Genomic DNA, 21869 nt, shown 5'->3' on the forward strand with positions numbered 1-21869 from the left:
GGCTGATCCCGGTAGTCCAGATGATCGGTGATAAAGAGGATAGGGGCGATCACGTCGTTCGACTCCCGTATGCCGCTGGTCACCACCAGCGGCATCACTTGAAAATCAATTACTTATCACCTACCGATTCATATTTGCAGTGGGGAGGTGAGGATGGTTGATTTCACTAAGCGGTTGGGATCGTCTACGACTGAGAAGGTTGTGGATCCTGTCAAGCTTTATGACACGTTGGATAGAGCTTCTGACAAAGGGCCATTACGCCCTGCTCAGGTTTCAGTCCTTCAAGATTGGTTTGACAAAGGTCAAAGCGAGCCGGACGTTATCGTCAAGCTGCATACGGGGCAGGGAAAAACTCTTATAGGGCTTCTCATTTTGCAGTCGCGGTTGAATGCGAAGCAATCCCCTTGCGTTTACCTCTGCCCCGATAATTTCCTGATTGATCAAACTTGCGAGCAGGCGCGGCAGTTTGGCATTAAAGTGACGAAAGCGGAGGATGACCTTCCCGACAATTTTCTCAATGGGCAAGCAATACTCGTTACGTCAGTTCAGAAGGTTTTTAACGGCAGAACAAAGTTTGGACTGCATCGCCAGTCTCTACCCGTAAACACAATGTTGATGGACGATGCGCATGCTTGTTCCGATCGAATCCGAGAAGCTTGCAAAATAAAAATTCCAAAGAGTGAACCAGCATATCATTCTTTGCTGCAAATTTTCTCTTCTGACCTTGAACAACAGGGAGTTGGAACATTTGCGGATTTAGAGAACGGGAAGAGAGACGCGATTCTTCCTGTGCCTTACTGGTCGTGGACGCAGCGCGAGAGCGAAGTCGCTGCAATACTTTCTGCTAACAGTGACAAAAAGTCGATAAAATTTACCTGGCCATTACTTAAGGATACCCTCAAGTTCTGCCAATGCATTTTCTCGGGCGCTGGAGTTGAGATTGAGCCGCACATCGCTCCGTTGGAGGTGTTTGGCTCTTACGCTCAGGCGCAGCACCGAGTGTTTATGTCAGCCACGGTAACGGACGATGCCTTCTTGGTGAAAGGACTTCAGCTATCCCCCAAAACCATCACCAACCCGCTGACCTATTCGAAGGAAAGATGGTCTGGTGAGAAGATGGTTCTGTTGCCGTCATTGATGCACGACGATCTCAACCGAGCGAAACTGGTGTCGTGGTTGGCACCGGAAAACACAAATCTGAAATTCGGCATCGTTGCCATGGTCCCTAGTTTCGCCAAAAATAAGGATTGGGTTGCTTATGGATCCAAAGAAGTAACCGCAGAGAATGTTGTCGACTCAATTAACGCACTGAAAAAAGGCGCGTTTAGTCAACCTCTAGTTCTAGCAAATCGGTACGACGGCATTGATTTGCCGGACGAAGTTTGCCGTATCTTGGTATTTGACTCGCGGCCATTCTCTGAAAACCTGACGGATCTCTATCAGGAGTATTGCCGACCCAAAAGCGAGGCGACCCTCATGAGAGCGATACGGTCGATAGAGCAAGGTATGGGCAGAAGCGTGCGCGGCGAAAAGGACTATTCGGTAGTGATCGCCATCGGCCCGGACCTGGTGCGAACATTGCGGGAAAGCAGCTCTAGGAAATACCTTTCTTCGCAGATGGCAACGCAAATCGAGCTAGGTCTGGAAATTGCTGAAATGGCCCGGCAAGAGATCACTCTTGGGAAAGACCCCCTAGAAGCCCTCCGAGGTTTGATTAATCAGTGCTTGGCGAGAGACGCGGGTTGGAAGGCGTATTATATTGAGCAAATGGAAAAAGTCTTACCACGCGGCGCTAACGAGAAGGTTCTAGAGTGTTACTCAAAAGAACTTGCGGCAGAAAGGTCATTTCTGGCAGGCGATTACAATGGAGCAAGCGAGATATTACAAAAGGCGCTGGATGAGGGGGCTGCCTCGTCTGAGGACAAAGGATGGTATCTACAGGAGCGTGCTCGCTACCTATACGACGGTAATCGACTTGAGTCGCAAAAACTTCAAGTCGCTGCACATCGAAATAACAGGCTTCTTCTTAAGCCGCCGACCGGTGTTACCATAACAAAGTTGACTATCGTGAGCCAAGGACGAACAGAGAGAATATCCAAATGGCTCAGCGCCTTCGAGACTTATCAAGATCTCGACACAACCGTATCGGATATTCTTGATCGGCTAGTTTTTGGAACCAAAGCTGAAAAATTTGAAGAGGCTTTGAACGAGCTCGCGACAGCCTTGGGTTTTGCGGGAGAGCGGCCAGACTCGGAATGGAAGGAAGGGCCAGACAATCTCTGGGCACTTGATGACGTTCAATATCTCATGTTTGAATGCAAGAGCCAGGTTGATGTGAACCGTGCTGAAATTCACAAGCGCGAGACTGAACAGATGAACCGTTCCGCCGCTTGGTTTGATAAACACTATGTAGGTCTGAAGGTTAAGCGCTTGATTGTGCATCCTGCCAACAAGATACAGAGTGCGGCGGCATTCACACATGAAGTAGACGGGATGCTCGAAAGCGACTTGAAGCGGCTTGTTCGCGCCGTTAAGGCGTTTTTCAAGTCTTTTGAAAATCAGGATTTGAAGGATCTCTCAACAACCAATATTCAAAGTTTGGTGGATGCACACAATCTATCCGTGAGTGATCTCATTAACCGATATTGCAGCAAGCTGAAAAACCTAAAATAGCCGTCGTGGGGTCATGGGACAAAGGTCGGTCCCAGAGTTAGTGTTTTGCGACTGATTTTGCGAGAGACTCCGTGTCTGCGCCGGTTGCTCAACTCGCGCCCTACGGCGTAACAGAAACGGACGGGGCTTGTCGCCGTTGGACCGGCAGCTTGTTGCTGCGCCGATCAAAACCGGACGGACCGTTAACGGCCGATAGTGTTGAAAAAGTCCGGCGCACCGCAAATCGCCATCGATATTAGAATCCAGTTCCACCCCGGCGCATTGCATGGAATCAGGATTCAATTTTGGAGTCTCTGCGGAACGCCATGCTACGAAAGTGCCACGGGCGACCGCGACGCGGACTTTTTCAACAATATCGGCCAAAAGTTGCCGGACCGCAATTCGCAGCATATCGGACGTTGCGGTCACCTCTCTGGTTCGCCGATAGCTGACGTCGCGGGCGAACACCCGAGACGGCTCAACGGAGTAACCGAGGCGCCACGCCTTGAGCTGCAATCGCCTCGATGCATGTTGGCATCAGGACAAACCACAACGGTGCGCGAACGGAGAACGACCGCGCGGCGTCGAACGCCGGGTCGACCGACTGCCAGTCTCAGGCTGGAGGAATATCACCGCGCCAGAAAGGCTTGATGTAGATGTCGATAGGGGATGCCCTACAATCCGGGCAGTGCCAGAGGTTCAAAGCCAAGCTGCGCCCCTCCTGCCGGTTGTCGCAATGCAGGCAGTACCAATGGGCGGCAACGCCTCCAGACAGAGGGTGCTTTACCCGGCCCTTATAGTCCGGCATGGTCGAGCGACGCGGCCAGTCAGCGGCGACCTCGGCGTGCATTCGCCGGGCGCGAATCTCCAGGATCTGGATGGCGCGTGCGCGGAAGGCCTCATTGGTGACCGGCATCGCTTTTATACGCCGGTCCGTCACCCTGACAACCGGCGTGGCCCAAGGTGCCTGGTCGACAGTGATTTCCCAACCCCGTCCGGCAATGGCGACTTCAAACTCGTCGCCCAGCAGGCAGAAGGCCTCTCCGTTCAGCGTGCCATAAAGCTGCTCAGCATCCAGCGGCGACACATCCTCGGGAACCCAGCGGGTGAACGTCAGGCTATCTCCCATTACGCCGTAAACCGATTCAATGTCCGACGATGCCATTACTCCGTTGATCGGGGGGGCTCCGGCCATGAACAAGCATTTCAGGCCCTTTAACTGCTCCGCGGAAGGTCTCCAACCCTGCTTGTGGGCTTCCGTCAGACCGCGCCAGTGAGTCTGCCCGAGTGCGACGGCAACATGCTCCAGGGCGACGATGTGCTGGATACGGCGTGCGCGTGCAAGCCGTTTGGCAACGGCTTTGATGTCATCAAGAGTCATGATCCATTCCTTGTTGCAACGAATCCAGCCGGGTGCCCACTGCCGACCGAACCCGTCCGAAAGGAACGGTGTCAGTCTCATCTGAAAGAAACGCACTGCAGCAGCTTCGCGAGGTGAGCACACCGGCCTGTGCGTCAAGGCCAGATGCATAGTGAAGCGTCCTCCGCGTTGCGTCAATAGTCGCTGTTTGCGGCGTCCCCGAAGCTCTTCCCGTAAGGGATGGAACCCGAATGGCAGATGCATGCACAGGCTCCGTTCACGACTGCCCGTTCCCTGCAGGATGTGGCTCCGCTCGTGTCGGCTACGCGCCGCATGTAAGATATCTAGCTCGCGATCATGCTTTCCTGAAAGCGGACAAGAGGAATGCTCGTCTCAGCTTGGCCAGACACGCCACTGTCCCTTGATGGGCGGAAGACGACAAACATCCACTACCGTCCCGCTCGGTGCTCAGCTCCACGCCTCGTTGCAGACCAGCATCAGTCTCGCCTCCGAACGCCAAAGTGATTTGTCTATCTGTCGTCGCGCAATCATCCCCAGACCGGGACGGTGCGCAGGGCTGGTCATTGACAACCAGGCGCCGTTAGCCGGCGGGTCGGTGAGCCCACCGTTGCGCGGGGAAGTGACCTCTCAATAAGGTCCTCGCTGCAGTTCCTCCTTTGTTCTTTGCCAGCGGGCCGCAAAAGACTAAAGTGGCAAGATGAGCGTCCGCCAACAATCCTCCCAACCATCACCCGCTGCAGAGGGCGCAGCCACTGCCAGCCAGCGGGATAACTTCACTGCCGCGACAAAGCGCGTCCTTGCTCAGCGGGTGGGATGGCTCTGCTCCAATCCGGCCTGCACGCTGCCTACCGTGGGTCCCGAAATGGGCGGTCCGGGAACAAACAACATCGGCGTCGCAGCACATATCACCGCGGCTTCCGAGGGCTTCGCCCGGTACAATGCGCGTCTGACGCCCGAGGAACGCAAGTCAGCGGATAACGGTATCTGGCTGTGCAGCAACCACGCGCACATGATTGACCACGATGAAAAGAACTTTCCGGTGGAGCTGCTGAACATCTGGAAGAAAGATGCGGAGGAAAGGGCCTATCAGCAACTACTGGGCAACGGCACGGCAAGGGTCGAACGCCTTGGAGCCGAGTTGGCGGAAGGTCTTCAGAACCTAAAGGAACAGCTGGGCCTCCCCAGCGCCGACGACTTGCCCACATTGCAGGCCAAAGTGTCCGCGGCGGCGCGCACTCATCTCGAAAGCTTTTCCCGCGAAGGTCCGGCCCATGCTGTGAGTCTCGGACTGACGACGCCGGGAAAGCATGCGCCATTTTCTCATGTGGAGATGGCCCGTGCCCTCCGGGCCTGCGGCACCGTCAGCCTTGTCGCCGAGCCGGGTCAGGGCAAGTCAACCACGCTCAATCAGCTCGGCATCGAGCTCTTGGCGGAGGGCCCGACACCACTGTTCGTGCCCCTCGCCGAAGTAGGTGCGGGCGTTGATGACCTGTTTGCATGGGTCATCTCCCGGCATGCGTTTGCGGGCATCCGTTCCGAGCATCTGAAGTTCCTTGCCGAACATGGCGAGCTGGCCTTCCTGTTCGATGGCTGGAATGAAGTATCGCCCGTAGCACGGGTTGCACTGATCCGGACCTTGCGCGCCCTGCGTCGGGAGTTTCCGCTGCTCGTGATGTGCGTTGCCACGCGGGCACAGGCGGGAGCAGTCCCGTTCGCTGCCCGCTCGATGGCGATCGACAGGCTCTCAGACGCCCAACAGGATGACATCACGCGGCCCCATGGAGAGCGTGGGCACAATCTCCTCGATCGGGTGAGACGGACCCCCGGTGTGCGTGACCTCGCGAGGGTGCCCTTTTACCTTCAGGCACTCCTTAAAGTCACCGACTTGGGCGCTCTGCCGGCGACCACGCTGGACGTGCCGGTTGCGCCAATTGTTGCCATTCGCTTGTGGCGGAAGGAACGGCCACCCGTTGATGCAGAGCGGTCGTTCGCCGCCGGAGGCGATGTGAGGTGATTTGGACCCTATTCAGACGCCCCGGAGATTAGTTCTTGTCGTCGACACAATACAAAGAGCGAGGCGTGCTCAGTTTGATCTTGGTGGCCTTCTGAGAGTGCATCTATCTAAATTGATCGAGTAGTTCCTTTGCTTCGACGAGGTCGCGCGTATCGAGACCTTCGGTAAACCAGGCATATACAGGAGTCAGCAGGTCGCGAGCCTCTCCGTCTCGGCCCCGAGCGTGGCACAGCCGCGCGAGGCTAAGAGCCGCCCGCAACTCCAGCGATTTCGTACCTTGGTCACGAGCCAGGATCAGGGCCTTTCGGAACCAGCTCTCGGCGGTATCATCTGGGGGATTTTGTTGCAGCAGGAGTTCACCCTTGGTGCGGAACAGCTCAGGCACAAGATGTTTCGAACCGAACTCTGCGACGATAGTCAACGCCCTATCCAATAGAGGCAGCCCTTCGCTTGCCCCACCACACTCGCCGCAGGCCCGCGCCAGGACACAGAGGTTGTGTTGCAAGCCGGCTACCGCACCCATCGCTGTGATAGCTGCAAGTCCCTCGCGCATCTCCCGGATGCCTTCCGCCAAATGCCCCTCTTCAGCGAGCGCCCAGCCGAGTTGGAATCTGCCCTCGAACATCTCGCGCCGCAGGCCGAATTCCTTTGACAGCGCGATTGATTTGTCTAGACAGCGGCGCCCTTCGTCGGGTTCGCGCCGCAAGAGATGAAGGTCGGTGAAGTTCGCCTGCGCCATCGCCATCGTGAAGGGATGAGATACTCGTTCGGCCAAGGTTACGGCTTCTTGGCAACGGACAAGGGCTTGGTCAGGATAACCGCGAAGCCAAAGCATCAGCGCAGAAAAGTTCCTACAGCAGACGCCCGGGTCGTGTCCGGTATAGATGTAAGTCAAGCGATGATCCCGATCGGGATCGTAGGTCGCGATACCATAATCTAAATGGTGTTCGGCGGCAGTGTAGTCTCCGATGTAGTATTTGGTGGCCCACTGCCGATGATGTGCCTCGAGGAGTAGGGCCTGGTCGCCGGATGCCCGCGCGAGATCCAGACACTGAAGGCCGAGTTCGTCAGCGGCGGGCAAATTGCCGGAAATCATGTGGTACGAGGCTTCACCACAGAGCGCGACGAACAACTGGTCCGTGTCACCCAGTTTCTCCGAAAGCGTACGGGCTTCGGAGAAGGCCTGCAAGACCTCCGGCGCTGCAAAGCCCCTGGTTGCCATCATGGTCACGCCCAATGCCGTCTGGAGATGAATCTCCTGTCGCAGGCGACTCTCTGAGTCCGGCAAGGACGCAACCAGTTCGATTCCCTTGCCTAAGTTGGCAATCGCCTCAGGATGGGCCGATCGTTTCAGGGCTTGTTGGCCAGCCTTTAGCCAAAAGTCGACGGCTTGCTGAGGAAGGCCGCCGGCAGCGTAGTGGTACGCCAGCGTCTCAGGTTCGGCCTCGACGATCTCGCGGAACTGCGCGTCCAGCTCTGACGCGATGCTGGCGTGGATGTGTTGCCGCCGGCTTTTCAGCAGGCTCTGATAGGCAGTGTCCTGGACCAATGCATGCTTGAACGTGTAGGTCGCCTCGGGCGGGACGCCGCGCCGAAAAACGAGTTCGGACTTTTCAAGTTGCTGCAGGATGCCCTCGAGCCGGGCATTATCGTAGCCGGTCACAGCAGCCAGCAGACGATGCTGGAAGACACGGCCGATGCAGGCGCCGATCTGTGCCACCTCCTTGACCGGAGCGAGCCGGTCGAGGCGGGCCATCAGCGAATCGTGCAGCGTCGACGGGATCGCAAGGAAGGGCAACGTCCGCGACAGGACATAGTGGTCGCCTTCATCGGTAAGGAGGCCGGACTCGAGAACAGTCTTCGTCAGTTCTTCGACGAATAGGGGCACGCCCTCGGTCTTGGCCAGAATTTGGTTTCTAACATCCGTGGGCAGCATCTTGCCACCAGCCACCCGGTCGACGATCGCTGATCCCTGATCGTGATCAAGGCGGCTGAGCGATACCGCGGTGACGTACGATAGCGGCGTCCACCGTGGCTTGAACTCAGGGCGGAAGGTGATGATGAGAAGAACCGGCACGCTTTGTAGGCCGTCGATCAGCATATCGAGCCATTCGCTGGTCGTCGGGTCGATCCAATGGGCATCCTCGATAATCATCAGAACCGGCTGTCGCGCCGCGAATCCTTCGAGTAGTTGGAGCAGGGTTGTCAGCGTACGTGATTTACGCGCCTGCGGCGTCAGCTTCAGGGGCGCATAGCGGCCAAGGGTGCCGATCGACAGCAACTCCGCCAACAATGGTACCGTTTCGGCAATGTCGGGGACAGCCTGTCGCAACAGAGTCTGGAGCTTGTCGAGCTTCGTCTCCGAACTGTCGCTGCGCACCAGTCCCGCAGCACGGTCGAGCTGCTTGATCACCGGGTAGAGCGCGCTGTTCAGGTGGTAGGGCGAACAGAAATAGCGCAACCGGGCGTGCGGCTCGGCGCTCAATCGCTCTTCCAGCGCGGCTATCAGTCGCGATTTGCCGATGCCCGGTTCACCAGACAGCAATACCGCCTGGCCGTTTCCTGCCCGAGCCTGCTGCCAGCGTTGAAGCAGAAGCTCGAGTTCCTCGGATCGCCCCACCAGAGGCGTCGCAACGCCATGCAGCGCATCAAAGCGCCCCTCCGTGTCGGCCTCGCCGATAATGCGCCAGGCGCGGGTGGGAGTTGCGAAGCCCTTGAGCTGGCGGTGGCCGAGATCGATGATGTCGAACAACCCGACGACCAGCCTGTGGGTGCCGCCGGCAATCACGACGGTGTTCGGCTCGGCCAGGGCCTGCATGCGTGCCGCAAGGTTGGGCGTTTCGCCGACGACGGCTTCTTCCTGCGCTGACCCTTCGCCCACCAGGTCGCCGACCACGACAAGGCCGGTGGCGATGCCAATGCGGGCTGCAAGAGGTTCGCCCGATGGCGTCGTCAGGCTAGCGGTCGCCGCTGCTGCCGCCAGGCTTGCGCGCACTGCCCGTTCAGCATCGTCTTCATGCGCCCTGGGCCAGCCGAAATAGGCGAGCACGCCATCGCCCATGAGCTTGGCAACATAGCCCTCGTAGCGTGCTATCTCCGCCGACACCGCACTTTGGTAGGCACGGATGACGTCGCGCATTTCCTCCGGATCGAGCCGCTGTGACAGCTCGGTCGACCCCACGAGGTCGATGAACACCACGGTCAGCTGCCGCCGCTCGGCCTCGCGTACAGGCGCCGCTGACACCGGAGCGGACACGGAACTCGCGGGCGACATGGTGTCGTCGTCCAATGCGGAAATCGCCGCCAGAACCTTGCGACGCGGGCCGACGGGTAGGCCCAGCTCCCTCAGGTCATCTTCCGTGAGATGCCGAAGTGCATCGAAATCAACTTCGTTCGCGGTGAACGTCTCAATGTACTTGTCGAGCCCAAGGCGGGCCAGCCAAGAGGCGATGTCCGGCATGATGCTAACCTCGCTGGCCGGAAATCTATCACGACCGTCGCGCGCCGGACAGCAACACTCTACAATTCATATCTTCGCTTTCGGAGCAAACACACACCCAAGGTGGCCTGGGCGAATGTCAGCTCGCACCGCTTTTCCGAACCTTCAAGATCGCGAGACTGAACGGCAGCCTTGGGTCAAACCGAGACAGTTGTCGGAGCAATGCGAATGTCCGCTTTCCCTTTTCGAGTGTCTGACTCAGTCCGACTTCTTCCGGCCCACTACAGTCGTTCGAGAGCTGCCTGCGGACGACCGCTTCTGGCGCGTTCTCCGCATACGTTAGAGGTCAGTGGAACTCGCTTTGCCCGAACGGAGCGTTAGAAGGCGCTGACGAAATGGATGCGCCGAATCCCTGATGTTGAGCGGCAGCTTTGGTCCCTCGGTGATGAGCTTGGTTTCGATCTGCCAGGGCTCTTCGGCGCGAACGAAGCTCATCGCTGCGTGCACTGCCATCCAACCAGTCAAACGATCCTCATCCTCGCGGGACATGATGGCTTTGCCGGCTGCGTTCCACGATATTTGAAACTGCAGAGGTGCCTTGAGCAGCCAGGCGAGGGAGCGGCGCAGGGTCGAACTTGCTATTCGATTGCCGAGATGGTTGCGGCAAATGCGTCTTTGCAATGTGCTGGCACTTTCCGATCCTGCCTTGCTCGGTGCACGCGGCGCAATGCCGACATACAGAAGGTGGTGCTCACCGCCACGCAAAGTACCGTCGAGTGGAACGCCCGGAAGACCGCAATTGAACCACCTACCGTAGACGCCGCGTTCGTCAGGAATAAGCGAACGGTCGGCGAGCACCTCACGCGCTGGGATGAGACGCTGGGGATGAAGCAGAGTGTCGAAATTGTCATATAGATTATTAGCCATAATGCAGCCCGTCGCTGTCCCGCTTGGATCAGCCGACAGGTCAGGCGGGTGCTGATCGAGCCGGTGGTGACACCAATGCTCGATTATTACTTATCGTCTATGGAAAGATTGCCAATGCGACCGCCCTTCTGGCCGCATGGAGGCTCGAAAGAGAGTTGCAGTTAACGTTCAGCGTTTACGACGCGAAAGAGACCTCTCGCAGGAGAAGCTTGGCGAGCGCGCTAACGTGCATCAGACGTATCTGAGCCAGCTCGAAGGCAGCAAGCGCAATCCTTCGATCGACCTTCTGGAACGAATTGCAAAGGCATTGAAGGTCGATATAGCCGAGCTATTTAAGCGGAACTCGCCGAGCCAGCCATAGGCAGTAGCACTGAGAGGTCGGCCGGCCTTCAATTCAACCGGCCCGAGGCCGCACGGCTCAGGCCGGCTGGCTCGATCGGAAATGCCAAGCAGCCTAGATTTAGTAGCAACCGAACAGGGTATGGCCGGATTGCCGCAGGCGCCCCTGGTGCCAGTTTATGGCCTGCGCCAGCGAGTCGAGCTGGTCGTCGTGCCGACCGTTCGGAAATGCCTTGCATTCGGTCTCGAACTCGCCCAGCCAGCGGGCATATTTGGGGAGGAAGACTTGGCCGGCCTCGATGACGGCAGACGCGAGCGAGATGCGCACCATCTTTGGATCCTTCGGCGTAATGGCAATAACACCGATACCCTCATGCTGTAGCTCTTGCACGACAGAGAGGCCCGACACCTTCTTTTCCATCAAAATGCTGGCGGTCGGATATTTTTTGCGCTGTTCATGGAGTTTTCGCTTGAGGTGAGGGTAGACCAAGCGTTCGCGGATGACGTCGAGGACAAAATACTGCTCCCTGCGCACCAGTATGACCGTGCAGACGGAATAGTCGGCGGAGGCCGTGTCGGCCATGCCGGTGTCCCAGCTCAAGAGGTACTGATTGCCAGGCTGATACGTTGGCGTTTCACTGTAGGTGCCGAACCAGGACCATTTGATCATGCCGCCGTCGATTGGCACCGGCGCCTGAAGGTATTGCGCGGAGAAAATCGCCTCCGGCATGTCTTCGCGGCGTTCCGCCAGAATTTTCAGGGGTTCGCGCACCGCCTGCAACGGCTCGCCGGCCTTCCAAAGGTGGGTGCGCCCGAAACTCAATGGGAACGTCTGGTCGTGGTCAGCGATAGCCGGCAGACAAAGGTGCCGCGTTCCGGTCTTGGCAAGAAACAGGGCAGAGGGATCGTCCACGTGAAGGCGTTGCATCACCAGGATGGTTTTGGCCTTTCGCTTGTCATCGGCACGTGATGCCAGGGTCGATCCGAAGAATGCGTTTGTCGAATCGCTTATTGCCGCTGACAACGCGTCTTCCGGTTTGATGGGGTCGTCGACGATGAAGATGTTGCCGCCGAGACCTGTCAGCGTTCCCCCGACCGTCGTGGACCTGCGAAAACCCTGGGCCGTCGTAAAAATGCCTTCGGCGGGATTGCGGGAAATTCGGGCGTTGGGGAATAGGCGGCGATACCAGTCCGATTCCATGACCAGCCGCGTATAGCGAGCATGGGTATCTGACAGGCCCCCTGCGTACGAGATGCAGACGATCTTCTTGGTCGGATCGTGGCCGAGGAGAAATGCCGGCAGAGCCACAGAAAGGATGATGGATTTCAAGGAGCGGGGAGGGACGTTGACGACCAGCCGCCTTTCGGTCCCGGCGAGGAAATCCATTACCGCGAAGCACATTGCATCGATATGCCAATTGGGAACGAACTCTTCACCGGGCGCAACGAGCTGAAAGACCTTTCTGACGAACGTGTAGAAATCGGCCCGCGCCCCTGTGTTGAGAAGGGCTGCTGCATTTGTTTCTTTTGACCTGTCAGCCACGGCCGCTCCTCCTAAGACGAGAGGCGGCCTGCAGAGCCTGATATGCGGCCTTGTCCATCAAGCTAAAATCAACGCGACGAACATTGGTACCCAATTCAGAATGGCTGTCGGCGGCAGCAGGAGGGGCTGTCAGGGCCTTGAGATCGATGCCTTTGCCTTCGGCCATCCTGGCAAAGAGGTCCTCGAGGGCTGCGGCATCTGTGGGGGTCAAGTCTTCGGCGTCATCCGGCACTTCGATCGGCAAAACGCCGTATTTGTCCAGCAACTGCATCATCGCTTGGAAAGAACGCTGATCGCCTTGCGCTGCCTTTGCCGCCTGTTTCCAAAGGCCGGCCTTCCAGACCGGCATTTTTTGCGATTTGCCGTTCGGCAACGTCAGCGTCACCGGGGAAAGGAAGACGTCCCTAAGGTCGGTGACGACGTTTTTGCTGCCTTTGGGCCGGCCCCTAAGGTTGCCGGATCTTCCCGGTTTGAACTGGTGGCTCGGCGGCGGTTTTCCGTAACCGACATCGTAGCCACCAGACGTCTTTGACCGCCTGGGTGGTTTACCGCGGCTCATGGCTGGCCTCCCATCCCGAAGTTGACGCGGCGAATGTTTGGGCGATCCGGGTAGGGGATGGTGACAACCGAAGCGATCAAACGGGCCCGTTCAAATGCGGCGGTGCGCTCGTTGAATGTCTCTCCGGTCTCCGCATGGATGGCATCCTCGCCAGTGTAGGCCTGCCATCGGCGGATGCTGCAGTCGACATAGATGGGGTCCAGTTCGATGAGACGCGCGCAGCGGCCGGTTTTTTCCGCGGCGATCATCGTCGAGCCGGAGCCGCCGAAAGCGTCAAGGACAATGCCGCCCTTCTTGGAGCAGTCGAGCATGGCGTCGGCAAGCATCTTGACGGGCTTGACTGTCGGATGAAGTTTTAGCTCTTCCTGCCGGTCTTTGCCGCCAGTATTGAGCCCACGGTATTCCCAGACATTTGTACGATAGCGTCCATGCTGTCCCAGCTCGAAATTGTTGATGTGCGGCGCCGTACCGTTCTTGAAGGGAAAGACCAGTTCGTGGCGCGAGCGATAGAAGGTGCCCATACCGCCATTGTCCTTTGCCCATACGATCAGGTTTTTTAGCTCGGAGTAGGCTTGTGCGCCGGCTGCGGTGATCTCGGCGAGGTGGCGCCAATCCATAAAGACAAAATGGATCGAGCCATTCATGGAGAATGCAACAAGCAATCGGAACGCTGCCAACAGGAAAGCTTGGAATTCGACTGCCGACATCTCGCCGGCAGCCATGGCGAATTCGCGCTGCTTGATCTTGCCGGATCCGCCAGCGTGCCCCTGAATCGGAACATTAAAGGGAGGGTCGGTGATCACCATTTGGGCCGGTTCAGCGCCCAACAGGCTTTCATAAACTTCGCGATGCAGAGCATTGCCGCAGATAAGGCGGTGCCCACGACAAAGCCAGATATCACCCTCGCGCGTAACCGCGGGCTCGTCCGCCTCGATTTCGGGAAGCTTGTCGTCTTTTGGCGAGTTGGTTTGGTCTTCGGGCGCGAACTCGACGCTGAGCCTGTCGACTTCGTGGGCGTCAAAGCCTGTCAGGCTCAGATCGAAGTTCACATCAATCTCAAGGATTTCGCTCAGAGCGATGCTGAGCTTTTCCTCATCCCAGGTGGCGTTCAGCGTCAGTTTGTTATCGGCCAAAACGAATGCGCGTTTCTGCGCCTCGGTTAGGTGATCGACGATGAGGCAAGGTACGAACGCAAGTCCGGCGAGGATAGCCGCTTCGACACGGGCGTGACCTGCAAGGATGTTTCCTTCTCCGTCGATGACAGCATGTCCAATGAAATCAAATTTCAAGATGCTGTTGGCGATCTGCCTGACCTGTTTCTTCGGGTGGCTGCGAGCATTGCCCGCATTCGGTTTTAGCGTGCGCGGATCACGCATTTCGGTGCGAAAATGACGCAATTCGTCCTCCGTCTGAATCCAACTAGGCCCGCGAAGCGAGCTATGACATCAAGGATTTGGAAGACCGCGGGGAGATCCCCTCCGACACGCAGCGTCTAAAGCATCCCGCTCAAAGACTGACTAGCTCTTGGCTATCGGTATGGGCATCCCGCCCAAGCGCATTGCACTTCCTGTGCCGCAACCGGTCAAAGAGTAGGTGAGTTAAGAGGTATATTGCCATGGCCGCCCTTGCAAGAGCTTTGATGCCAGCAGCGAATGGCAGGGTATCTATAATATGCAGTCTGGAACTTGGGACCGATGGGCCATCTGTCGAACAGAGCGGCCACAAATGTCGCATAATATGCGGTCTGGAACTTGGGAGGACGCGCCGGGGGCGGCAGTGCGACCATCACGTGCAAGACGAAACGCTGGCTGAAGAAGCGCCATGGCCGCCGTTGCGGCGAATGGGCGTACTAGCAAATCGTGCCATTCGTGTTCGTTGAGGAGTTGCTCCCCCGGTTTGTCCCCATTTAGCCTATTCACGTTTTGATCCTTGACGGATCGGGTGACAAGCTTAAGTCGGGTGAGCCCACCGCGGCTAGTGTGAGGCCGGTTCACATTGTAATCGGTGCTCCATTCCTCTCATCTGGAAAGTCAATCCAGACGAAATCACCGCTGCCCGAAACCGAGGGTTCTAAATGTCGGAATCAATCAACTAGTTCTCAGTAATCAATTACCGCTTTAACCCTTAGCATATCATAATTCGCCGTCTTTATCACGTCCAGAACAATTTTTGACCGGTTCGATCCTATCAACGGTTGCCTCGAAGTATGGGTTATGTAATCTTGTAAAAAGAGTGGGCTTGTCGATTGAGATTGTCGATGTTGTCTTCCTGCGGGGGCGGGAGATGCCGGTTGCTGTTGAGTTTCTGGGTCGAACTCGTGTGCTGTCCGAAGGCCGCGAGGTGGCTTTGTCGCGCCAGAACATCTCATTTTTGGCTTGTCTGGTACTCTTTCGCGAAATCGATCATCCTCGGGAAGTCATCATCGAGCAGTTCTGGTCCTCCTGCGAACCGACCCGCGGTCGCTCCTGCCTTGGAACGGCACTGCAGCGGCTGAGGAAGGCACTGCAAGTCAATGGATCGAATTGGCTTGAGTTGTCTCCACGCGGTGAACCGCGGATTTCGCCGCTGGCTCCCATCTGGTTCGATATCGTTGAATTTGAAGCGGCGATCATGCCTGCTCTTGTGGTGCCCCAGGGCATGCTTGAAGCGAGCCTTCTTCAAAACCTCGTCGTCGGCCTGACCCATTATCGCGGCGATCTGTTGCTCGGCTGGTACGATGACTGGGTGCTTGCCGAGCGTGAGCGGCTGCGCCTGCTGTGCCTGCGGGGTTATCGCCGTTTGATGGAGCATCATGTCTCGGTTGGAGACATGGACAACGCGTTGGCCGCGGGCCAGTCGGCGCTGAGGATCGAGCCGTTGCAGGAGTTGGTCCAACAGCATGTGATCGAACTCTACTGCAACACCGGGCAACGCGTTTCAGCTATTCGACAATATGAGAAACTTGCGACGATGCTGAAAGCCGAGTTGGGCATCGCTCCTTCGAAGAATACGAGTGCCCTGATTGATCGCATCCGCTCCGAGCGGTCGGTTTCGTAGAATTCTCTTTACAGATCGTCCGGGCATAGGCCGGCAACGAGACGCCGTGCAAAAGCGGCGTCGCCAATTCCTCGGCAAGCTCCGCTCTCAAACACATCGTTTTCCCTACGGCCCTTGATGTCCAGTTTCCGGGCATTCGGGCTCGGTGCATGCCGAGTCGCGATTTGTCGGCTGTGACGCCGGCGTGACGGTACGGTCATGAGCAGGAATCCCCCAACGTGCCGCGCCGGTCTTGCCGCGCTCGATCCGGCGTGCCGGTCAAAAGCTTCCGCCCCGCTACTGTGAAATTGAATTGCCAAGTTTTGAATTGCGAAGTCTGGCCCGAGGTTCCGCGAGCCCGTGATGGTTGGTCAAAGACGTGCCCAGGATGCCGACATGAGTTTCTTCATTCACCTCTGGCTGGAGGATGACGATCGCTTTGTCTGGCGCGGCAGGGTGACCGACGGTAATCGCGAACATTGGTTCGAGGATGGGCAGTCGCTGATCAACTTCATTGGAGATCGACTTCGGACCAAGCACGGGGTTTCGTTGCCAAAGCGGCGGGCAGGACGGTGAACGCGACATCGACATTGATTGCCTGTTCCAACTTCGGCGATTGCTGGGCTGCCGACACCGGCGATCCGAAGTGGGACGAGCGAACCTATGCCTGTCCAAACTGCGGGAAGGTGTTTGCGTCGCCGCACTGCGTTTCGATCCTGCCCTCTGCGGCTGTAGTCCAGGAAAGCTCTTCCTTCTCTGTTACCGTCGAGGTCAAGACTGGAAAGGGTTGCGCCAAGCCTGAAGAATTGTCGCTCGAGATCAATGGCGAACGATGGGACACGCGGAGCGCTGCCGGCGGCCAAACGGTTTTTCAAATCAGTAATGGGCTCAGTGGCGGGCTCTATCCGCTGCGTGCCGTGCTGAAAACCAGCGACGGCCGTACGACCTTTTCGGACCAGCGCCTGCTCTTCATCAATCGCGAGCCTCAGCTGTTTGCACCGCTGATTTGGGCCCTGTTGCTCATTCTTCTCGTGAGTTTGAGCGCGAGCGTGGGCTGGTTCGGCAAACCATTGTTCGGCTGGACGCCCGATCCCTGGCTTTCCTACCTGATCGATGGTGTTTCCCTGGTGTCGGCCTTGTTGATTGGCGGGCTGCTGCTCAGCTTGGGTCTTCGGGAAAGAGCATTGGCAGCCCAAGAACCGTCGCTGGTCCGGCCCCGACCGTTGAAGGGGGGCAGGCGAAGCGACAAAGTTCTGAACCGCATGGGAGATACGGCAGCTTCCGGCGCCGCGCTGATTATAGTCGGCGCGCTGCCGTTTTGTTTCGCGCTGGCCTATGTGGTCGGCATTCTCAGCGGCAATCAGCAACCCTGGGACATCATGACCGTCCTCATAGCCATTGGCGCCGTCACCGTCGCCGTGGTCTGGGGGGGCAGGCTCGCGAACATGTCCCGGCAGGTCGCAAGCAAATTGCCGCGACGCGCTGGATCCCCTGCGAGCGAAGATGCAGGCCCGACTCCCATGGTGACACAGGACCCTAAACTCGGTGCGCTCCTGGCCACGCCGGATCAGCCGGCGGAAGAGGACAAGTCATCATGAAATATCCAACGACTTCAACGCCGTTGGCCAACCCTTGGTGCGGTCATTCTGCCATGCGGTTGGCCTGAGGCTGGAGGCCCAGAATGGACGATTTTTTCAAACAACTGGGAGAACTGGTCACGATCATCGTCGACGGTTTGACGCAACCTCCGGGCGCCACGGGTGCAATTTTCGGACTAGTCGGACTGATGATTCAATTGTGGGTGCGTGGCGAGTGGCCCACCGGACGGCTCAACGAAGATTCACCCAAAGTAGTGGATTTGCCGGCACTTATTCTCGCGGTCTTCGCGGCAGTGGCTGTTGGAATTATGGCCGCAGCTTATTTCAACCTGCGGACCGATCATCTTGTCCTGGATCCGACAGCTGTCGACCCTAAACGTATGTCGCCTGCAACAAAGCTAAATCTCCAGAACGCTCTCACGCTGGTGGCTTTCGGGTACTTCGCGGCGGATCTTAGACCGATGATGAAGAAGCTCATCGATCTGGTGAAAAAGGTCGGCGCATTTTTCGTAACATTGCCGAACAAGCTGACCAAGTCATGAGAACCTCAATGAAACTAATTCGGGGAGCAGGGATGGTCAGTAGCCTACCAGATTCATTTGGCGGATATCTGGTTACACGCCACTGGATTCCGAAGGCGCAGTCGAAACCGAAAGGTGCGCTTCCGCCGCGGCCGGGAACGGCGCTTGCCGAGGTCAGGAAGATCGTGATCGGCGACACTGGTCGGCGCGGCTTGACGGCCGTCGATGCCGCGAAGGATCTGGGGCAGGCCTACGGGCATTTCATCGTCGATGACACGGTCATCATCGAATGCGTGCCCGCACTGACGAGCAGCGTAGGCTTTGTTGAACAGGCATGTTTCGTCCAGTTGAAACCTGGCTTCAATGCGCAGGAGTGCGCAATCACAGTCAATCTTTGCTTCGGTGGTCAGATCACTGCCAAAGATATGTATGGTCGCTGTGTCGCGCTGGCGGCATTCGTTTGTGATCGATTCAATCTCGACCCCACCAAGGATGTGAAGCGCGCCGGCGATATCGACATTGCACGCAAGGATCCGGATCAAGCGTTGCAAGCAGCCGGAACCGATTTCCAGAAACTGCTGAATGAGATCGCTACCAAATTGAGCGATGCGAAAGCACCTGCCGTGCAGCCGCCTGGACCGGCAGATGTGCCCGGGCGGGAGTTGGCTCATGCATAGACCAGCATCCCGTGGCAAACATCGGGCCGAAGAATGAAACGCGCGCCTTCCGGCGCGTTGCGACGGCGAAAGCGTCGATTGATTTGCCTGTCATCTCACCATGGAGCTTAGGAGAATCCAATGCCATCAGCGCTGACTTATCCGGGCGTCTACATCGAAGAAATCCCGAGCGGTGTTCGCACCATTGTGGGAGTGGGGACTTCCATTGCGGCGTTTGTCGGACGGGCTGAACGCGGGCCGGTCAACAAGCCAATCGCGATTAACAGCTACGGCGATTTCGAGCGTCGTTTTGGAGGGCTTTGGAAGGACAGCACGCTGGGCTACGCGGTGCGCGATTTCTATTTAAACGGAGGCAGCCAGGCGGTCATTGTCCGCCTTTTCGGCCATGACGCGGACCAAACAAAGGAGAAGACCAAGGTTATTGTTGACAACCTGACTTTGGTTGCTGTCGATGAAGGTAAATGGGGGAAGAACTTACGCGCCGAAATCGATCTCGATGTCACCCAAGCTGGGGCAGACTCATTGAATCTGCCTCTTGAAGATTTATTCAATCTGACCGTACGAGATAGCAATAGCGGGGAGGTCGAGCAGTTCCGAAATTTAACCCTGACCGATACGCCTCGAAAGATCGATGGTGTTCTCGCGTCCGGATCGGCATTGGTCCGGTGTCCGTCCGTTCCGGAGAGCCTTTCCAAGATCAAGCCATTGCGCGAAAGTCAGAAGGCGCTCGCTGATGCCAAGAAGAAGCTTGCAACTGTGGAAGGTGCCAAGCCGCAAGTCAAAAAGGATATCGATGATGCCAGGACGGCCGTTTCAGATGCCGAGAAAGCGTTAAACACAGCGCTGTTGAACTTGGCCGATCCAATGACGAAGGCAGAGAAGCAACTCGCCGTCGCCAAAAATGCCAACAAAAAAACAGAAGACGAAGAGAAAAAGCTAAAAGATGCCTTCACTGCCCTTGATGGCTCCGACGGACTGTTTCTTAAGGAAGCAGAATTTATTGGAGATGGAAACCAGGCAGGCAAGAAAGGGCTTTACGCTCTTGATGATGCCGATCTTTTCAACATTCTCTGCATTCCGCCATATACCAGCGGTGACGTCGACACGTCGGTGATCTCCGCGGCCGCACAGTATTGCGAACGCCGGCGTGCGATGTTCCTTATTGATCCGCGTTCCGGATGGAACAGCAAGGAGTCGGCAATAGCCGGCGTGACCGACATCGGCACCAACAGCAAGAACGCCGCGCTGTTTTTTCCCAGATTGAAACAGCCCGACCCGATGCTCGGCGGTCAGGTTCGCGATTTCGTGCCGAGCGGCGCCGTCGCGGGCATCTTCGCTCGCACCGACACCACCCGCGGGGTTTGGAAAGCACCCGCCGGTTTTGAGGCAACGCTCGTTGGCGTGCCGCAGCTCAGTGTGCCGCTTACCGATGGCGAGAATGGCGAGCTCAATCCGCTGGGTATCAATTGCCTTCGCTCGATGCCTGCAGCGGGCCGCATCGTCTGGGGTTCGCGTACGTTGCAGGGGGACGACCGGCTCGCATCCGAGTGGAAGTACATCCCCGTGCGCCGCACCGCTCTGTTCATCGAGGAGAGCCTCTATCGCGGCACGCACTGGGTGGTGTTCGAACCCAATGACGAACCACTGTGGGCCCAGATCCGGCTCAACGTCGGCGCGTTCATGAACGACCTCTTCCGACAAGGCGCCTTCCAGGGCCAGACGCCGCGCGAAGCCTATTTCGTCAAATGCGACAAGGAAACCACGACACAAAACGACATAGACAAGGGCATCGTCAACATCCTTGTCGGCTTCGCCCCGCTGAAACCGGCGGAATTCGTGGTCGTCAAGCTCCAGCAGATTGCTGGCGACATTCAAACCTGAGGAGATTTGAAATGGCTCAGTTCAGCGTCAATGCGAAGCGGTTCGACCCCTACAAGAATTTCAAGTTCCGCGTGAAGTGGGACGGGAAATACGTGGCGGGGGTGAGCAAGATCGGCGGGCTCAAGCGCACCACCGAAGTGGTGACGCACCGCGAGGGGGGCGACCCCAGCAGCGGCCGGAAATCTCCAGGCCGCACCACCTATGATGCTATCACGCTGGAACGCGGCGTGACCCATGACGAGGAGTTCGAGAACTGGGCCAAGAAGATCTGGCACCAGGGCGCCGGTCTCGGCTCGGAGACCTCGCTCAAGGATTTCCGCAAGGATCTGCTCATCGAACTCTACAACGAGGCTGGGCAGCTCGCCATCGCCTACAAGGTTTTTCGTTGCTGGGTTTCCGAGTTCCAGGCCCTGCCGGACCTGGACGCCAATGCCAATGCGGTCGCCATTCAGCATCTCAAGCTTGAGAACGAAGGATGGGACCGCGACTCCGAGGTCAAGGAGCCTTCGGAGCCGTCCTTTGCATGAAGGTGAATTGAAGTGACGGTCAAGCCGAGTTCCCTGCTTGAGACATGGGAGCACGCGTCGCGGCTCACGCCGGCGGCTCGTGCCATCGCATTGCTGGCGCTGGCGGTTCCGGCGGCGCATGCGGACACGCTTGCCGGGCTGCCGCTTGGTGTCCGCGATGCCCACCTCTTGCGATTGCGGCAGGCATTGTTCGGCGATGGCATGGAGTGCCTGACCGGCTGTCCCGCATGCAACGGAGAGTTGGAGTTCACTGTCTCCGCCAGCGACTTCCTGTGGCAAGCGGGTGAAACAGAAGCAGGCGACTACTGGCTGGATGGCCCGAACCACCGTGTCCATTTTCGACCGCTCAACTCCGCGGATCTGCTGGCACTTTCCCGCTTCGAAACTGAATCCGACGAATTCCAGGCCCGGATGCTGCCACGCTGCATCATCGACATCGAGGGACCGGATGGACGTACGGAGCTTGCCGCACTTCCTCGCGATGTCGTGGAGCTGTTGGTCAAGGAGATGGAACGGCGCGACCCGCTCGCGGCGATCTGGCTCGATCTGAGATGCACGCAATGCGGCCATGCCTGGCAAAGCCTGTTCGATGTCGCCAGTCTTTTGTGGGCCGATGTGGATCGGTGGGCGAGGATGCTTCTGCACGAGGTCCATCTGTTCGCGCGCGCTTACGGCTGGACAGAGCGTGATGTGCTCCAGTTGAGCCCTGCGCGACGCGCCTATTATCTCGGGATGATTGGCGCATGACGGGTTATTTCGTCGCCCTGCAGATGAAAGCGACCGGATCCGTGTCGGC

17 protein-coding genes are annotated in these 21869 nt (G+C 57.7%); 11 read left to right on the forward strand and 6 right to left on the reverse strand.

Translation table 11 applies throughout. From position 1 onward, the window contains the following. Window positions 1–153 precede the first annotated feature (153 nt). On the forward strand, window positions 154–2673 hold the full coding sequence (locus NKH13_RS20590) for a DEAD/DEAH box helicase family protein (protein ID WP_352914050.1): 2520 nt from the start codon (window positions 154–156) through the stop codon (window positions 2671–2673). A 592-nt stretch (window positions 2674–3265) separates the two neighbouring features. Here the strand turns inward: NKH13_RS20590 and NKH13_RS20595 are convergent. After that, complete coding sequence (locus NKH13_RS20595) at window positions 3266–4276, reverse strand: hypothetical protein (protein ID WP_352914051.1); 1011 nt, start codon at window positions 4274–4276, stop codon at window positions 3266–3268. 454 nt (window positions 4277–4730) lie between these two features. Here NKH13_RS20595 and NKH13_RS20600 point away from each other — a divergent pair, with 454 nt between their 5' ends. Continuing rightward, complete coding sequence (locus NKH13_RS20600; protein WP_352914053.1) at window positions 4731–6047, forward strand: NACHT domain-containing protein; 1317 nt, start codon at window positions 4731–4733, stop codon at window positions 6045–6047. Between the two features lie 103 nt (window positions 6048–6150). Here NKH13_RS20600 and NKH13_RS20605 read toward each other — a convergent pair whose 3' ends face one another. Next, the gene (locus tag NKH13_RS20605) at window positions 6151–9507 is read right to left on the reverse strand and encodes an adenylate/guanylate cyclase domain-containing protein (protein ID WP_352914055.1); all 3357 of its coding nucleotides are present in this window, start codon (window positions 9505–9507) and stop codon (window positions 6151–6153) included. Window positions 9508–9825: 318 nt separating this feature from the next. Further along, window positions 9826–10413, reverse strand: coding sequence for a GIY-YIG nuclease family protein (locus NKH13_RS20610; protein ID WP_352914057.1), 588 nt, complete (start codon window positions 10411–10413; stop codon window positions 9826–9828). A gap of 136 nt (window positions 10414–10549) precedes the next feature. Here NKH13_RS20610 and NKH13_RS20615 point away from each other — a divergent pair, with 136 nt between their 5' ends. Continuing rightward, window positions 10550–10774 (forward strand): helix-turn-helix domain-containing protein, encoded by a 225-nt coding sequence (locus tag NKH13_RS20615; RefSeq protein WP_352914059.1) that lies wholly within the window; start codon window positions 10550–10552, stop codon window positions 10772–10774. Between the two features lie 99 nt (window positions 10775–10873). On the opposite strand, the gene terL is transcribed toward NKH13_RS20615, so the two are convergent. The 3 genes from terL to NKH13_RS20630 are packed head-to-tail and all read right to left on the reverse strand — an operon-like array spanning window position 10874 to window position 14251. Then, complete coding sequence (terL, locus tag NKH13_RS20620; protein ID WP_352914061.1) at window positions 10874–12295, reverse strand: phage terminase large subunit; 1422 nt, start codon at window positions 12293–12295, stop codon at window positions 10874–10876. Continuing rightward, window positions 12288–12854, reverse strand: coding sequence for a DUF5681 domain-containing protein (locus NKH13_RS20625; RefSeq protein ID WP_352914063.1), 567 nt, complete (start codon window positions 12852–12854; stop codon window positions 12288–12290). The genes terL and NKH13_RS20625 overlap by 8 nt, the downstream gene beginning before the upstream one ends. Further along, entirely contained in the window at window positions 12851–14251 is a 1401-nt protein-coding gene (locus NKH13_RS20630; protein WP_352914065.1) for a site-specific DNA-methyltransferase, read from the reverse strand. The genes NKH13_RS20625 and NKH13_RS20630 overlap by 4 nt, the downstream gene beginning before the upstream one ends. Window positions 14252–15092: 841 nt before the next feature. Here NKH13_RS20630 and NKH13_RS20635 point away from each other — a divergent pair. The 8 genes from NKH13_RS20635 (at window position 15093) to NKH13_RS20670 (ending at window position 21820) form a co-directional block, all read left to right on the forward strand. Further along, window positions 15093–15890 (forward strand): AfsR/SARP family transcriptional regulator, encoded by a 798-nt coding sequence (locus NKH13_RS20635; RefSeq protein WP_352914067.1) that lies wholly within the window; start codon window positions 15093–15095, stop codon window positions 15888–15890. 375 nt (window positions 15891–16265) lie between these two features. Next, window positions 16266–16445 (forward strand): hypothetical protein, encoded by a 180-nt coding sequence (locus tag NKH13_RS20640; RefSeq protein ID WP_352914068.1) that lies wholly within the window; start codon window positions 16266–16268, stop codon window positions 16443–16445. Then, window positions 16442–17467, forward strand: a complete 1026-nt coding sequence (locus tag NKH13_RS20645) for a hypothetical protein (RefSeq protein WP_352914070.1) — start codon at window positions 16442–16444, stop codon at window positions 17465–17467. Before NKH13_RS20640 ends, NKH13_RS20645 begins: the two co-directional genes overlap by 4 nt. An 83-nt stretch (window positions 17468–17550) precedes the next feature. Further along, a complete protein-coding gene (locus NKH13_RS20650) occupies window positions 17551–18009 on the forward strand; it encodes a hypothetical protein (protein ID WP_352914072.1) in 459 nt (152 codons plus the stop codon). An 8-nt stretch (window positions 18010–18017) separates the two neighbouring features. Continuing rightward, a complete protein-coding gene (locus NKH13_RS20655) occupies window positions 18018–18665 on the forward strand; it encodes a hypothetical protein (RefSeq protein WP_352914074.1) in 648 nt (215 codons plus the stop codon). Between the two features lie 120 nt (window positions 18666–18785). Further along, the gene (locus NKH13_RS20660; protein WP_352914076.1) at window positions 18786–20546 is read left to right on the forward strand and encodes a DUF2586 family protein; all 1761 of its coding nucleotides are present in this window, start codon (window positions 18786–18788) and stop codon (window positions 20544–20546) included. A gap of 11 nt (window positions 20547–20557) precedes the next feature. After that, on the forward strand, window positions 20558–21073 hold the full coding sequence (locus NKH13_RS20665) for a phage tail protein (RefSeq protein WP_352914078.1): 516 nt from the start codon (window positions 20558–20560) through the stop codon (window positions 21071–21073). 90 nt (window positions 21074–21163) lie between these two features. Continuing rightward, a complete protein-coding gene (locus NKH13_RS20670; RefSeq protein ID WP_352914080.1) occupies window positions 21164–21820 on the forward strand; it encodes a T4 family baseplate hub assembly chaperone in 657 nt (218 codons plus the stop codon). Window positions 21821–21869 lie beyond the last annotated feature (49 nt).

Source organism: Mesorhizobium sp. M1348 (genome assembly GCF_040317925.1).
Taxonomy (GTDB): domain Bacteria; phylum Pseudomonadota; class Alphaproteobacteria; order Rhizobiales; family Rhizobiaceae; genus Mesorhizobium.

Excerpts from the sequence above, each read along its gene's own strand:
- NKH13_RS20595 (WP_352914051.1), bottom strand. The coding sequence starts at position 4,276 with ATGCATCTGCCATTCGGGTTCCATCCCTTACGGGAAGAGCTTCGGGGA.
- NKH13_RS20650 (WP_352914072.1), top strand. The coding sequence starts at position 17,551 with ATGGACGATTTTTTCAAACAACTGGGAGAACTGGTCACGATCATCGTC.
- NKH13_RS20625 (WP_352914063.1), bottom strand. The coding sequence starts at position 12,854 with ATGAGCCGCGGTAAACCACCCAGGCGGTCAAAGACGTCTGGTGGCTAC.
- NKH13_RS20665 (WP_352914078.1), top strand. The coding sequence starts at position 20,558 with ATGGCTCAGTTCAGCGTCAATGCGAAGCGGTTCGACCCCTACAAGAAT.
- NKH13_RS20640 (WP_352914068.1), top strand. The coding sequence starts at position 16,266 with ATGAGTTTCTTCATTCACCTCTGGCTGGAGGATGACGATCGCTTTGTC.
- NKH13_RS20660 (WP_352914076.1), top strand. The coding sequence starts at position 18,786 with ATGCCATCAGCGCTGACTTATCCGGGCGTCTACATCGAAGAAATCCCG.
- NKH13_RS20590 (WP_352914050.1), top strand. The coding sequence starts at position 154 with ATGGTTGATTTCACTAAGCGGTTGGGATCGTCTACGACTGAGAAGGTT.
- NKH13_RS20600 (WP_352914053.1), top strand. The coding sequence starts at position 4,731 with ATGAGCGTCCGCCAACAATCCTCCCAACCATCACCCGCTGCAGAGGGC.
- NKH13_RS20615 (WP_352914059.1), top strand. The coding sequence starts at position 10,550 with ATGGAGGCTCGAAAGAGAGTTGCAGTTAACGTTCAGCGTTTACGACGC.
- NKH13_RS20605 (WP_352914055.1), bottom strand. The coding sequence starts at position 9,507 with ATGCCGGACATCGCCTCTTGGCTGGCCCGCCTTGGGCTCGACAAGTAC.
- NKH13_RS20655 (WP_352914074.1), top strand. The coding sequence starts at position 18,018 with ATGAAACTAATTCGGGGAGCAGGGATGGTCAGTAGCCTACCAGATTCA.
- NKH13_RS20610 (WP_352914057.1), bottom strand. The coding sequence starts at position 10,413 with ATGGCTAATAATCTATATGACAATTTCGACACTCTGCTTCATCCCCAG.